This window comes from Kitasatospora sp. GAS1066B (assembly GCF_041262605.1).
In the GTDB taxonomy this organism is placed as follows: Bacteria; Actinomycetota; Actinomycetes; order Streptomycetales; family Streptomycetaceae; genus Kitasatospora.
In genome coordinates this window covers 144,964-159,166 of the sequence record NZ_JBGCCO010000023.1, presented here as the reverse complement: position 1 = coordinate 159,166, position 14,203 = coordinate 144,964, and the positions used below count along the sequence as shown (strand labels likewise).

8 protein-coding genes are annotated in these 14,203 nt (G+C 72.1%); 2 read left to right on the top strand and 6 right to left on the bottom strand.

The annotated features are described in order from the left end of the window. A partial coding sequence (locus ABH937_RS25200; protein WP_370219561.1) for a beta-ketoacyl synthase N-terminal-like domain-containing protein occupies positions 1 to 5,450 on the bottom strand: 5,450 nt, incomplete at its 3' end. 434 nt (positions 5,451 to 5,884) lie between these two features. On the opposite strand from ABH937_RS25200, the gene ABH937_RS25195 reads away from it, so the two are divergent. After that, positions 5,885 to 7,330 (top strand): glyceraldehyde-3-phosphate dehydrogenase, encoded by a 1,446-nt coding sequence (locus tag ABH937_RS25195; RefSeq protein WP_280689420.1) that lies wholly within the window; start codon positions 5,885 to 5,887, stop codon positions 7,328 to 7,330. 88 nt (positions 7,331 to 7,418) lie between these two features. On the opposite strand, the gene ABH937_RS25190 is transcribed toward ABH937_RS25195, so the two are convergent. The 5 genes from ABH937_RS25190 to ABH937_RS25170 form a co-directional block, all read right to left on the bottom strand. Beyond that, the gene (locus ABH937_RS25190; protein ID WP_280689421.1) at positions 7,419 to 9,131 is read right to left on the bottom strand and encodes a glycerol-3-phosphate dehydrogenase/oxidase; all 1,713 of its coding nucleotides are present in this window, start codon (positions 9,129 to 9,131) and stop codon (positions 7,419 to 7,421) included. Positions 9,132 to 9,175: 44 nt separating this feature from the next. Beyond that, positions 9,176 to 10,693 (bottom strand): glycerol kinase GlpK, encoded by a 1,518-nt coding sequence (gene glpK, locus ABH937_RS25185; protein WP_280689422.1) that lies wholly within the window; start codon positions 10,691 to 10,693, stop codon positions 9,176 to 9,178. Between the two features lie 45 nt (positions 10,694 to 10,738). After that, positions 10,739 to 11,581: an MIP/aquaporin family protein gene (locus tag ABH937_RS25180; RefSeq protein ID WP_280689423.1), complete on the bottom strand. Its 843-nt coding sequence runs from the start codon at positions 11,579 to 11,581 to the stop codon at positions 10,739 to 10,741. Positions 11,582 to 11,714: 133 nt separating this feature from the next. Further along, a complete protein-coding gene (locus ABH937_RS25175; RefSeq protein ID WP_370219560.1) occupies positions 11,715 to 12,440 on the bottom strand; it encodes a mechanosensitive ion channel family protein in 726 nt (241 codons plus the stop codon). 61 nt (positions 12,441 to 12,501) lie between these two features. Then, positions 12,502 to 13,770 (bottom strand): aminotransferase class I/II-fold pyridoxal phosphate-dependent enzyme, encoded by a 1,269-nt coding sequence (locus ABH937_RS25170; protein ID WP_370219559.1) that lies wholly within the window; start codon positions 13,768 to 13,770, stop codon positions 12,502 to 12,504. Between the two features lie 187 nt (positions 13,771 to 13,957). Between ABH937_RS25170 and ABH937_RS25165 the strand changes: the two genes are divergently transcribed. Continuing rightward, a complete protein-coding gene (locus tag ABH937_RS25165) occupies positions 13,958 to 14,176 on the top strand; it encodes an acyl carrier protein (RefSeq protein WP_370219558.1) in 219 nt (72 codons plus the stop codon). Positions 14,177 to 14,203: the final 27 nt, after the last annotated feature.

Here is a 14,203-nt window from a genome sequence, read left to right as displayed (position 1 = left end):
CTGAGGTCGGCTTCGAGGTCGAGGTCGGGTTCGATCATGTCGGCGGGGTAGCCGGTGCGTTCGCCGATCACCTCGACCACCAGGCCCAGCAGGTCGGCGACCTCGGGCGGTTGAGCGGCGGCGGGTGCGGGGTTGCCGAGCTGGGTGGTGAGCCAGTCGGTGATGGCGGCGGCGGTGCGGGCGCGGGTGAGTTCTTCGATCTGGTCGTCGGTGAGTTGGCCGAGTTCGGCGGTGTCGCCGAGGCGGTGGGCGAGTTGGCCGATGATCTCGGTGCGTTTGATGGAGTCGATGCTGAGGTCGGCTTCGAGGTCGAGGTCGGGTTCGATCATGTCGGCGGGGTAGCCGGTGCGTTCGCCGATCACCTCGACCACCAGGCCCAGCAGGTCAGTGACCTCGGGCGGTTGAGCGGCGGCCGGCCGCTCGGGAGCCGCGGCCGGCGCCGCAGGCATCACCGCCCCGGCCGCCACCGGCGGCGGGGCGAACGGGACGGGCCCACCGCTCGTCCCGCCGAGGTAGGTCATCAGCACGTCCCGCTGAGCCGCGATCAACTCCCGGCTGCTGCGCAGGAACTCCGAGACCAGGGCGTCCCCGGCGGTCGGCTGCGGTGTGTGCTCCGTCGTCATCAGCGCCTCCGGCACCAGTCGGGCCGGTGCCAGCGCACCGGGCAGCAGTTCTCCGGCAGCCGTGCGCACCAGCTGCCCGTCCACCGTCCAGCCGGGCCGGCGCGCGGCCCGCGCCCGGCCCGGGTCCACCGCGTCCCGGCCGCGCAGCAGCCGTTCGGTCTGCACCGGGACGCCCGCGACGGCCAGTTCGGCCAGCGCGTCGAGGAAACCGGGCAGTCCGCGCCGGCGTCCCTCGACGGGCACCGCGCGGTGCGGCCGCTCGCCGAGCACCGCCGACACCAGCCGGGTCAGCACGGACCCCGGACCGGCCTCGACGAAGACCCGCGCGCCCGCCTCGTACATCGCCTCGACCTGGGCCACGAAGCGCACCGGTGCGCCGATCTGGGCCGCCAACTCGGCCCGTACCCCGGTCGGGTCCGCCGGGTAGGCGGTGGCGGTCCGGTTCGAGAAGACCGGGAACTCCGGCGCCCGCACGTTGCGGGTGGCCAGCGCCCGGGCGAAGCGCTCGCCGGCCCCCGCCACCAGCGGGCTGTGGAAGGCGCACGCGACCGGCAGCCGCTTCACCTCGTGCCCGGCCTCCCGCAGCAGCTTGGTCGCGGCGGCGACCTCCTCGGTGGCGCCCGAGATGACCGTCTGGCGCGGCGCGTTGTGGTTGGCCGCGACGACCCGCCCGGCCAGGCCGGCCGCCGCCAGCAGCTGTTCGACGGCCACGGCGCCGGCCGTCACCGCCGCCATCGACCCGGGGTCCTCGCCCTCGCCGACCGCGTCCAGGATGGCCCGGGCCCGCTCGGCGCCGAGCCCGGGCAGCTCCTCGGCCGCCAGCGCGCCCGCCGCGCAGAGCGCGACCAGCTCGCCGTAGCTGTGGCCGCCCGCCAGCTGGGGACGGACCCCGGCCAGCGCCAGCAGCTCGTAGGCGGCCAGGCCGGCCATGCCGAGCACGGGCTGGGCCACCCGGGTGTCGGTCACCGCGGTGCGCTGCGCCTCGCGCGCCTCGGGGGTGAAGGCCAGCGGCGGGTAGAGCACATCGGCGTACGCGCCGCCCAGCCGCAGGTGCCGCTGCACGCCAGGGAACGCCGCGAAGAGCTCGGCGAACATCCCGGGCCGCTGGCTGCCCTGCCCGGGGAAGAGGAAGGCGACCGGGCCCGTGCCGCCGTCGTCCTCGGCGGCCAGCTGCAGCCCGTCGGCCGGGCTGTGCTCCCCGTCCAGCGCCCGGCCCAGCAGCGCGGTCAGCTCGGCCAGGTCCGAGGCCACCACCGCGACCTGCACCGGGCCGGGAGTCGACTCCGCCCGTCGGGAGGCGGCTAGCGCCAGGTCGCGCAGCCGCCAGGGGGAGCCCTCCGCCACTGCCAGCCGCAGTAACTCGGTGACCCCGCGCAGTGCCCGGGCCCGGTCGCCGCCCCGGAAGGTGAACAGCTCGGCCGGCCACTCCTGCAGCCCGTGCACCGCCGCCGGACCGTCATGACCCCGTAGCACGGCATGGAAGTTGGTGCCGCCGAAGCCGAAGGCGCTGACGCCGGCCACCCGCTGCGCCGGCGGCGCGGCCCACGGCCGGGCCTCGGCGTGGAACACGAACGGGCTCTGCTGCCCCTGCCAGGCCGCGTTCGGCTGGGCCAGGTGCAGGGTCGGCGGCTTGACACCGGTGTGCAGCGCCAGCGAGGCCTTGATCAGCCCGGCCAGCCCGGCCGCGCACTTGGTGTGCCCGATCTGCGACTTGACCGACCCCAGCGCGCAACTCCCCGGTGCGGCCCCGGCCTCCGCGAAGACCGCGGTCAGCGTGGCGAGTTCGGTGCGGTCACCGACCACGGTCCCGGTGCCGTGCGCTTCCAGCAGGCCCACCTCGGCCGGCGCGACCCCGCTGCCGCGGTACGCGCGCTCCAGCGCCAGCCGTTGCCCCTCGGGCCGGGGCGCGGTCAGGCCCAGCGAGCGGCCGTCGCTCGCGCTGCCGACCCCCTGGACCACGGCGTACACCCGGTCGCCGTCCCGCTGCGCGTCAGCCAGCCGCTTCAGCACCAGGCAGCCCACGCCCTCGCCCAGCGCGATGCCGTCCGCCGCGGCGTCGAACGGGCGGGAGCGGCCTGTGGGGGAGAGCGCGTGCACCGAGGCGAAGAGCAGGAAGTCGTTGATCCCGTTGTGCAGGTCGGCGCCGCCGCACAGCGCCAGGTCGGCGGTGCCGGCGACCAGTTCCTTGCAGGCCACGTCCAGCGCCGCGAGCGAGGAGGCACAGGCCGCGTCGACCGTGAAGTTGGCCCCGCCCAGGTCCAGGCGGTTGGCGATCCGCCCCGAGATGACGTTGGAGAGCATGCCGGGGAAGGAGTCCTCGGTCAGCTTCGGCAGCTGCTCGGCGATCGCCGGCGGCACCGTGCCCAGGTAGGACGGGAGCACCGCGCCCAGCACCCCGGCGTTCGACAGGTCGCTGCCCGCCTCCGCGCCGAAGACCACGCTGGTGCGCGAGCGGTCGAAGTCCCGGCCGCCCTCGGCGCCGCCGCCGTCGTAGCCCGCGTCCACCAGCGCCCGGCGCGCGGCCTCCAGTGCCAGCAGCTGCACCGGCTCGATGCTGCCGAGCGCGGTCGGCGGGATGCCGTAGCTCAGCGGATCGAACGGGATCCGCGGCAGGAAACCGCCCCACTTGGACGGCGTGCTGCCCGGGCCGCCGTCGGCCGCGTGGTAGAGCGCCGGGTCCCAGCGCTCGGCCGGCACCTCGGTCACCGAGTCCACCCCGCCCACCACGTTCGCCCAGAACGCGGGAAGGTCGGGCGCGCCGGGGAACATCCCCGCCATGCCGATCACGGCGATCTCCAGCGGGGCCGGCGCGGGTTCGGCTTCGGTGGCCGGCGCCAGTCCCAGACGCTCCGTCAGTTCTGCGGCCCGGCACGCCAGATGGGCGGCCGCTCCGGTGCTGACCGCGGCGTGCAGCTCGGCCAGCGTGGTGGTGGTCGAGCGCAGCACGGCCACCTGCCCGGCCATGAACATGCCCCGGTCCAGCTGCCCCTGCTCGTCCACCGGGGCGAGCGCTCCCGCCACCCGGTCGACGCCCTTGCTGGCGATCCGCAGCCGCCCGACGTTCAGGTGCTCCAGCTGCTCCCAGACCTGCCGGTCCGGCACGCCGTCCGCCCGCAGCCGCTCCCTGGTCCGCTCGAACTCCGCGGTGAACGGGCTCGGGACGCACCGGGTGGCGTGCCCGGGCGCGGTCTGCAGCAGCTCGGTGTGCCGGGCCGCCAGCACCTGCCGCTGGAACTGCGGCTGCACCGCGCCGTGGGCCACCGCCTCCTCGGTGAACAGGTACGCCGTGCCCATCAGTACCCCGGCGGCCACACCCCGGCCGGCCAGCGGCGCGGCGAGCGCCGCCACCATCGCCGCCGAGCGCTCGTCGTGCACGCCGCCCGCGAACAGCACCTCCACCGACTGCTGGTCCGCCGCGGCGTCCAGGAAGTCCTCCAGCACCGCCAACTGCGCCTCCCACAGCGGGAAGCTGTGCCGGGGGCCGACGTGTCCGCCGCACTCCGAGCCCTCGAAGACGAAGCGGCGTGCCCCGTCCGCCAGGAACTGCCCGAGCAGGCCGGGCGAGGGCACGTGCAGGAAGGTGCGGATGCCCGCCTCCTCGAGCACCCGGGCCTGCGAGGGGCGCCCGCCCGCGATCACCGCGTGACTGGGCCGCGCCGCCAGCACCTCGGCCAGCTGGGCACTCCGGAGCTCCTCCGGCGCGAACCCCAGTACGCCTACACCCCACGGGAGTTCGCCGACCGCGGCAGCGCTCTGCGCGAGCAGCTCCCGGGTCTGCTCCGGGCCGGCCAGCGCCAGCGCCACGAACGGCAGCGCGCCGGCCGCGGCCACCGCCGCCGCGAACCCCGGCTGGTCGCTGACCCGGGTCATCGGGCCCTGCGCCACCGGCAGCCCGGTGCCCAGCGCCGCGCTGAGCGGCGCCTCGGGGCCGAGCAGCGCGGCGGCCGCGCCCGGTGCCGCGGCCGCGCGCAGCCCATCCAGCACGGCCGTTCGCACACCGTGCACGGTGCGTGCGACGGTGGCCCACCGCTCGGCGAACCTGGCGGCCAGGAAGCCGTCCTGACCTACCGTCAGAACCTGGTCGGCGCCGCCCCTGCGCAGCACCCGGTGCCCGTCGACGACGGTCGTCTCGGATCCGTCCATGCCGCGCACGGCCGCTGCGGCCTGCTGCGGCGCCGCGGACTCGGCCAGCAGTGCGAGCTGGCTGTCCAGCACCACGCCGGCCGCGCCGCCGGCCACCGCCGCGGCCGCGGTGTACGGCCCGATCCCGCCGGCGGCCCACACCGGCAGCTCGATCCCCGGTGCGCCGAGCAGCTGCTGCAGCAGCACGAAGGTGCTCAACTCGCCCACCCGGCCGCCGCTCTCGGCGCCGCGCGCGATCAGTCCACGCGCCCCGGCGCGAACCGCGGCCAGGGCCTGCGCCAGGTCGGTCACCTCGACCAGCAGGCGGTACTCGTCGGCCAGCGCCGCGAGGTCCCAGCCGGGAGCGGCGCAGCCGGGAGTGTTCGAGCCGGGAGTGTCCGAGCCGGGAGGGTTCCAGCCCGGAGTGTCCACGGCCAGCAGCAGGGTGTCGGGCCCTCGCCCGTCCTGGGGGCCCAGGTCAGCGGGAGTCAGGCGGCAGTGGCGCCCGATCCGGACCCCGAAGCGGCCCGGGGTTCTGGAGCGGAGTCTGGCGAACTCCTCGCGCGCCTGGCGGTCACCGCTCCCCAGGTCCAGCACGCCCAGGGCTCCCGCGCGGCACACGGCCTCGGCGAGCCCGGCGTCCGGTTCCTGGAACGGCGTGATCCCGATGACGAGATCGGTCAGCGGTAATGCGTTGGGCCTCATGCTGGCTCTCCGGGGATGAGTCACGGCGCAGTCGGGGCAGGAGCGACTCCCGGCACAGGCGTCACCAGGCGCCCTCGCGGGGATTCGAGGGCGCCATTGCGTGGTTCCGCTGTCCGGTTCAGGATGGGACGCTACCGGCGGGTAGTGCCTGACAGGTTAAGGCAACGTTGCGTGCCCATGTCAATGTCTGCGTAATCGTGACATCTGGCACACCGTTCCACTCGCGCTGCCGCGCCCGACGAGCTGACAGAGCGTCACCGCACCTGCCGGTCAACCCAGTTGGCGTCGACCGGCACGCGCCGCCGGACCCCGAGTGGTCGCCTGACCTGGGTGCTTACCGCAGCGGGCCGCGGTGTTCAAGGCCGGTCCGGGTGATCAGGCGAAATTGTCGAAAGCTAATATGAGAGCAATCGCCTAGCTCGAAAGATGAACTTGTGACTGTCAATGAAGACGTGTTCACGGACTGGAAGAACCGCGAGGAGATCGCGGAGTCGATGATTCCGATCATCGGGAGACTGCACCGGGAGAGGGACGTCACCGTCCTGCTGCACAGCCGCTCCCTGGTGAACAAGTCGGTGGTGAGCATCCTCAAGACTCACCGGTTCGCTCGCCAGATCGCCGGCGAGGAGCTCTCGGTCACCGAGACGCTGCCGTTCCTGAACGCGCTCACCGCACTCGATCTCGGCCCCTCCCAGATCGACATCGGCATGCTCGCCGCGACGTACAAGACCGACGACCGCGGCCTGTCGGTGGCGGAGTTCACCGCGCAGAAGGTGGCCGGCGCCACCGGTGCCAACAAGCTGGACCGCCGCGAACCGCGCGATGTGGTCCTGTACGGCTTCGGCCGGATCGGCCGCCTGCTGGCCCGCCTGCTGATCGAGAAGGCCGGCTCGGGCAACGGCCTGCGGCTGCGGGCCATCGTCGTCCGCAACAGCGGTGGCGAGGACATCGTCAAGCGCGCCTCACTGCTGCGGCGCGACTCCATCCACGGCCAGTTCCACGGCACGATCACCGTCGACGAGGCGAGCAACAAGATCATCGCCAACGGTCACGAGATCACGGTGATCTACTCCGACGACCCGACCACCGTGGACTACACGGCGTACGGCATCGACGACGCCATCCTGATCGACAACACCGGCCGGTGGCGCGACCGCGAGGGCCTCTCCAAGCACCTGCGCCCCGGCATCGCCAAGGTGGTGCTGACCGCACCGGGCAAGGGCGACGTCCCCAACATCGTGCACGGCGTCAACCACGACACGATCAAGCCGGACGAGCAGATCCTGTCCTGCGCGTCCTGCACCACCAACGCGATCGTCCCGCCGCTGAAGGCGATGGCGGACGAGTACGGCGTGCTGCGCGGCCACGTGGAGACCGTCCACTCGTACACCAACGACCAGAACCTGCTGGACAACTACCACAGCTCCGACCGCCGCGGCCGCTCGGCGGCGCTCAACATGGTGATCACCGAGACCGGCGCCGCCTCGGCCGTCGCCAAGGCGCTGCCCGAGCTCAAGGCGACGATCACCGGCAGCTCGATCCGCGTCCCGGTGCCGGACGTCTCGATCGCGATCCTCAACCTGCAGCTCGCCCGCGAGACCAACCGCGAGGAGGTCCTCGACTACCTCCGCAACGTCTCGCTGACCTCGCCGCTGCGGCGCCAGATCGACTTCATCAGCGCTCCCGACGCGGTCTCCAGCGACTTCATCGGCTCGCGCCACGCCTCGATCGTCGATGCCGGTGCCACCAAGGTGGAGGGTGACAACGCGATCCTCTACCTGTGGTACGACAACGAGTTCGGCTACTCCTGCCAGGTCATCCGGGTCGTCCAGCACGTCTCGGGCGTCGAGTACCCGACCTACCCGGCCCCGGCGGTCTGATCCCGGCGCGGTCACCTCAGCGGTCCGGGCCCAGCGGTCCAAGTCCGGACCGCTGGGCCCGGACCGTTCGGTCCCGGCGAGCGCGGCGTCAGGTCAGCGGAACGATCTCCGGCGCGCCGAGCCGTACCGCGTCGGCCGTCTGGTCGTCCGGCTGGTGCTGCGCCTCGCGTTCGGCCTCCACCCGCTTGGCGTAGTGGTCGACCTCCCGCTCGATCTGGTCCTGGCGCCAGCCGAGCGGACCGGCGATCAGGTCGGCCACCGTGCGGGCGGCGTCCACCCCGCGGTCCCAGGACTCGATCGAGATCCGGGTGCGCCGGGCCAGCACGTCGTCCAGGTGCCTGGCCCCCTCGTGGGTGGCCGCGTAGACGGCCTCCACCCGCAGGTAGTCGTCGGAACTCGGCAGCGGCTCGCCGAGCGAGGGGTCCTCGGCCACCAGGGCGAGCAACTCGTGCACCAGCGAACCGTAGCGGCGCAGCAGGTGCTCGATCCTGGCCACGTGCAGACCGGACTCGGCGGCCAGCGCGTACCGGGCGTTCCACAGCGCCCGGTAGCCCTCGGCGCCGACCAGCGGCACGTCCTGGGTGGTGCTCTCGGGGACCTTCTCGTCCAGGTTGCGCACCGCCTCGTCCACCGCGTCCTTGGCCATCACCCGGTAGGTGGTGTACTTGCCGCCCGCGACGACCACCAGGCCGGGGACCGGATGGGCCACCAGGTGCTCGCGCGAGAGCTTGCTGGTGTCGGCGGCCTCGCCGGCCAGCAGCGGTCGCAGGCCCGCGTAGACGCCCTCGACGTCCTCCGGCGTCAGCGGGGTCACCAGCACCTTGTTGACGTGCTCCAGCAGGTAGCCGATGTCCTTGGAGCTGACCGCCGGGTGCGCCTTGTCCAGGTCCCAGTCGGTGTCGGTGGTGCCGACGATCCAGTGCCGGCCCCACGGGATCACGAAGAGCACGCTCTTCTCGGTGCGCAGGATCAGTCCGGTCCGCGAGTTGATCCGGTCGCGCGGGACCAGCAGGTGGACGCCCTTGGAGGCCCGGACGTGGAACTGGCCGCGGGTGCCGGCCATGCTCTGGGTGTCGTCGGTCCACACACCGGTGGAGTTGATCACCTGCTTCGCCCGGACCTCCACCTCCAGCCCGGTCTCCAGGTCCCGGACCAGCGCGCCGACCACGCGTTCGCCCTGGCGCAGGAAGCGGGTGACCCGGCTGCGGTTGGCGACGTGCGCGCCGTAGCTCGCGGCGGTGCGCACGATGTTCATGGTGTGCCGGGCGTCGTCCACCTGGGCGTCCCAGTACTGGACGGCGCCGACCAGCGCGTCCGAGCGCAGCGCCGGTGCCTCCTGCAGGGCCTGGCGCTTCAGCAGGTGCCGGTGATGCGGGAGCCCGCGGGCGGTGCCCGAGGTGATGCCCATCGTGTCGTAGAGCAGCACGCCGGCCCCGACGTAGGGCCGCTCCCAGATCCGGTGGGTGAGCGGGTAGAGGAACGGCACCGGGCGGACCAGGTGCGGGGCCAGCCGCTGGATCAGCAGGCCGCGCTCCTTGAGCGCCTCGGCGACCAGCCGGAAGTCGAGCATCTCCAGGTAGCGCAGCCCACCGTGGATCAGCTTGCTGGACCGGCTGGAGGTCCCCGACGCCCAGTCGCGAGCCTCCACCAGGCCCACGCTCAGGCCCCGGGTGACCGCGTCGAGCGCGGAGCCCGCGCCGACCACGCCGCCCCCGACGACGAGGACGTCGAGCTCCCGCTCTCCCATCCGGGTCAGCGCTTCGGCCCGGGCCTGCGGGGATAGTGCCACTGGCTTCACCATGAGTCAGCCCTTCTGCTGAGTGAGGGTCTACGTGCCGGGAGGCGCTATTTGACGTCCACCCAGTCGAGGGTGCGCGTCACGGCCTTCTTCCAGCCGGCGTACCCGTCGGCGCGCTGCTGCTCGGACCAGGACGGCTCCCAGCGCTTCGACTGCTGCCAGTGGGAGCGCAGTTCGTCGGTGTCCCGCCAGAACCCGGTCGCCAGGCCGGCGGCGTAGGCGGCTCCGAGCGCGGTGGTCTCGGCCACCACCGGGCGGCTGACCGGGACCCCGAGGACGTCGGCCTGGATCTGCATGCACAGGTCGTTGGCGGTCACGCCGCCGTCCACCTTCAGCACGTCCAGGTGGACGCCGGAGTCCTGCTCCATCGCCTCCACCACGTCCCGGCTCTGGTAGCAGATGGCTTCCAGGGTGGCCCGCGCCAGGTGCCCGCTGGTGTTGTACCTGGCCAGGCCGACGATCGCGCCGCGGGCGTCGGAACGCCAGTACGGGGCGAACAGGCCGGAGAAGGCCGGCACGAAGTACATCCCGCCGTTGTCGTCGACGCTGCGGGCGAGCCGCTCGCTCTCGGCGGCGTCGGTGATGATCTTCAGCTGGTCCCGCAGCCACTGGACGGCGGAGCCGGTGACCGCGATGGAGCCCTCCAGCGCGTACACCGCGGGGCTGTCGCCGAACTGGTAGGCGACGGTGCTCAGCAGGCCGTGCTGGGAGCGGACCAGTTCGGTGCCGGTGTTGAGCACCAGGAAGTTGCCGGTGCCGTAGGTGTTCTTCGCCTCGCCGGGGGCGAAGCAGACCTGTCCCACGGTGGCCGCGTGCTGGTCGCCGAGCACCCCGGTGATGGGGATGGCGGTGCGCAGCGGCCGGGAGGTCCGGGCGGTGCCGAAGGCCTCGGCGTGCGAGGACGGATTGATCTTCGGGAGCATCGCCCGCGGGATGTCGAAGAGCGCCAGCAGCTCGTCGTCCCAGTCGAGGGTCTCCAGGTTCATCAGCATGGTGCGGCTGGCGTTGGTCACGTCGGTCGCGTGGATGCCGCCGTCGGGGCCGCCGGTGAGGTTCCACAGCACCCAGCAGTCGGTGTTGCCGAAGACCGCGTGGCCCTGCTCCGCGTCGGCCCGGACGCCCTCGACGTTCTCCAGGATCCACTTGATCTTGCCGCCGGAGAAGTAGGTGGCGGGCGGCAGGCCGGCCTTGCGGCGGATCACCTCGCCGTGGCCCTCGCGCTCCAGGGCGGCCGCGATCGAGTCGGTCCGGGTGTCCTGCCAGACGATGGCGTTGTAGTACGGCCGGCCGGTGCGCCGGTCCCACACGACGGTGGTCTCGCGCTGGTTGGTGATCCCGATCGCCACCAGGTCGGCCGGCGACAGGCCGCCGTGCCGCAGGGCGTTCTGGATCACCGAGTTGGTGCGCTCCCAGATCTCCACCGGGTCGTGCTCGACCCAGCCGGGCCTGGGCAGGATCTGGGTGTGTTCCAGCTGGTGCTTCGCCACTTCGTTGCCGTCGTGGTCGAAGATCATGAATCGTGAGCTCGTGGTCCCCTGGTCCACCGCTCCGACGAACTCTGGCATGACTGCCGCCTCTGCTGAGTGGGCTGGTTGTGGGTCGGGTGCGGATCAGTTCACGGGCTCGAGCGGAGCGCGGCCCGGCTCCTCCGGCTCGCCGATCCCCAGGTGCGGAGTGATCAGGTACCGGTAGAGGACGCCACCGACGACGCCACCGATCAGCGGACCGACGATCGGCACCCAGAAGTAGAGATGCCCGTACTGGTCCCGCCAAGCGTGCGAGTAGCCGGTGATGTAGCTGGCCAGGCGCGGGCCGAGGTCACGGGCCGGGTTGATGGCGTACCCCGCGCAGGCGCCCCAGGCCATGCCGATGGCCACCACGATCAGGCCGACGATGAACGGGCCCAGGTTGGCGCCGGGCGGCGAGTTGAGCACGTCGGTGACCGCGAAGACGAGGAAGACCAGGATCGCGGTGCCGATGATCTGGTCGCGCAGCGCGCCCCAGTCGCTGATCGGCAGGACGCCGTTGCCGGGGAGGGTGGAGAACACGACCTGGGTCTTGAGGGTGTGGCCGGGGTCGACCGCCTTCAGGATGTTCGTGTAGTTCCAGCGCACCAGCAGGGCAGCGACGAACGCGCCCGCCGTCTGGGCCGCGACGTACGGCAGCACCTTGCGCCAGGGGAAGCCCTTGAAGAGGGCCAGGGAGAGGGTGACCGCCGGATTGAGGTGCCCGCCGCTGATCCGCCCGGCGGTGTAGACGCCCAGCACGACGCCCAGGCCCCAGGCCCAGGCGATGCTGTCGTGGTTGCCGATACCGGCGGCCACCACCTGTGCGACCACTCCGGTGCCGAAGAGGATGAGGATCATCGTCCCGGCGAACTCGGCGCTGAGTTCGCCGAGGAGGAGTCTGGTGGGGCTGTGCGCGATCTTTGCTGCCGTGTGACTGCCCGTCATGGAAACCGGTTCCCGCCGCTGAGTTGGTGCCTCGGAAGGCCGTACACGGCCAAGCCTGAGCGAGAACGGGCGCCGGGGCCCGGCTTACACGGCTGTTCGAGTCACGGCCGCGGTCTGCGGCGGGGGTGGTGGCTCAGGCGCTCTCGTTCGCCGTCGGCTCCTGGCCGGCCGGCCCGGCGGCGGGATCCGGCCAGCTCTTGCCCGGGGCCAGCGGGGTGATGGCGGCGTTGAGCACCGCGCTGTTGGGGAGCAGCATCGGGCCGTCGAGGGTGTGGAGTTTGACGAAGAGCAGGGTCATGTCGCTGACCTCGCCCTGGATCCGGCCGCCGATCGGTCCGGACTGGATGCTGATGCTCTGGCCGAGCTGGAAGGGCCGGGCGGTGAGCAGCACGAGGCCCGCGAAGATGTTGCCGAGCACCGGCTGGGCCGCGATGCCGACGATGACGCCGGTCAGCGCGCCGCCGAGGATGAGCCTGCTCCACGGCACGTGCAGCAGGCTCAGGGCGCCGATGATGACCAGGGCGTAGCCGGTGAGCAGGCAGAGCATCCGCAGCGCGACGATGCGGGTGTCGCCGAAGCGATTGGGGACGAGCTTGAGCAGGTCCTGGGTGGCGCCGCGGACGGCGATCAGGGCGAAGACGAGGAAGACGACCGCGCTGGCCACCGCGATACCGCGGTCGGTGAGGTGGTGGCGGGAGGTCGGATCGCCCAGCAGGCCGCCGTAGTAGGTGGAGACCACCAGCCCGGAGATCGCCAGCGTCGTGGTGACGATGGCTTGGCGGGTGCGGATGACGCCGCCCAGATGCAGGCCCGGGGGCAACAGGTGGTGGCCGTCCGCGTGGTTCTCGTCCTTGTCCATCACCCCAGTGTCCCAAAGGCGGCGCGAAGCCGGTGCCCGGCCCGGGGAGTGGAGCGAGGCCCTAACCGGTGAACGCACGAGTCCTGGTCGGTGGGATCACCGCCGGACGGCCGCCCGTGTCGGGTGCGGTCCGCCGGGTGGGGACCGGGGGGACGAGGCCCTCCTTGCGCCCCACCTCCTCGAACGCGGCCAGCACCCGGACCAGTTGCTGATCCGTGTGCGCGGCTGTCAGCGTGATGCGCAGGACCTCACGGCCCGCCCGGACCGCGGGATAGGTCATGGGGGCGGTGAACACTCCCGCTCCGCACAGCTCCTGCCACATGCGCAGGCAGCGCTCACGGCCGCGGGTGAGGACGGGCACGATGGGGGTGAGCGAGGTGCCGGTGTCGTAACCCAGCGCCCGCAGACCGCGGTGGAGTTGCTCGGCGAGGTCCAGCACCCGTGCGCGGCGCTCCGGTTCGCTCTGGAGGATGTCGAGTGCGGCCAGTGCGGCGGCGACGTTGGCCGGTGCGGCCGCCGCGGTGAACAGCGCCGTCCGGGCGTGGAAGCGCAGGTAGTGGATGACCTCGGCCGGTCCGGCGATGACGCCGCCCACGGAGGCGAGACTCTTGGAGAGGGCGCTGGTGACCAGCAGGGGCCGCAGCCCGAAGTGGTCCCCGGCGCCGGCGCCGTTGGGCCCGAGCACCCCGAGGTCGTGGGAGCTGTCCACGACGACGTGTGCGCCGTGGGCGTCGGCCAGCTTCATCAAGTCCGGGAGTTCGCAGATGTCTCCGCCGACGGAGAAGATCCCGTCGGTGAGGATGATTTTTCCGTCCGCTCCGTCCGCTCCTGAGGCGGCGGTGAGAAGTTCGTTCAGGTGGTCCATGTCGCCGTGCAGGAATTTGCGTTCCGCGGCGTCACCCAGACGGATTACCTCAGCGAGCGAGGCATGATTCAAAAGGTCGCTGTAGACATACCGGCCTGCTGTCAGCAGCGGAGCCAGCATCAGATTCGCCTGGTATCCGGACGGAAGTACGGCCGCTGCCTCGTGCCCCAGGAATCGGGCCAGTCGATCCTCCAGCTCCTCGTGGAGGTCCAGGGAGCCGCTCACCGCGCGTGATCCGCCCAGCGAGGTGCCGAAACGCCGTACGGCGGCGACCGCGGCCTCCCGCACCCGGGGGTCGGCGGAGAGGCCGAGGTAGTCGTGGGAAGCGGCCATGATCACCCGCTTGCCCTCGAACTCGACCTCCGTGCCGTCGGACGTGCCGCTGATCGCCCGGTAGTAGCAGTCACCCCCGCCAGTGCGCAGATGTTCTGCCGTCCACGAGCGGCACTGCTCCAACACGTCCATCCGCACGATCTCCAAGGTGACTCGGGGCGGTGTTCGGCCCGCGTGGCTTGCTGGGCTTCGATGCTCGCCAGCAATATGTCACCCCGGGACATCGGCGCACCAACTCGGTTTCCGGAGAAGATCTTCGGCGAAGGGGTGATGGTAATTTAGGGGACTGTCGTCATGGCTTCGCTCAAGGGAGAAAAATATGTCATTCGATGAACTGAAAAATATTATGGTCTCTCTTGGGATTCCCGAGTCGGATATCCGGCTGGACGCCGCCCGGGAGGACGCGGGACTCGACTCCATCGCCGTGGTGGAACTCGCCCTGGTCCTGCGCCGGGAGAAGGGGTTGGTGGTGACGGAGGAGGAGCTCGCAGCCGCCGCCACGGTCGCGGACGTGGCTGCGCTCGTGGCGGCTCGGTGATCCTCCGGGTGACCGTCCCGGACGTGT

What these genes read in the sequence shown, in the direction of transcription:
- ABH937_RS25190 (WP_280689421.1), bottom strand. Translation starts at nt 9,131, where the DNA reads ATGGTGAAGCCAGTGGCACTATCCCCGCAGGCCCGGGCCGAAGCGCTG.
- glpK (WP_280689422.1), bottom strand. Translation starts at nt 10,693, where the DNA reads ATGCCAGAGTTCGTCGGAGCGGTGGACCAGGGGACCACGAGCTCACGA.
- ABH937_RS25180 (WP_280689423.1), bottom strand. Translation starts at nt 11,581, where the DNA reads ATGACGGGCAGTCACACGGCAGCAAAGATCGCGCACAGCCCCACCAGA.
- ABH937_RS25175 (WP_370219560.1), bottom strand. Translation starts at nt 12,440, where the DNA reads ATGGACAAGGACGAGAACCACGCGGACGGCCACCACCTGTTGCCCCCG.
- ABH937_RS25170 (WP_370219559.1), bottom strand. Translation starts at nt 13,770, where the DNA reads ATGGACGTGTTGGAGCAGTGCCGCTCGTGGACGGCAGAACATCTGCGC.
- ABH937_RS25165 (WP_370219558.1), top strand. Translation starts at nt 13,958, where the DNA reads ATGTCATTCGATGAACTGAAAAATATTATGGTCTCTCTTGGGATTCCC.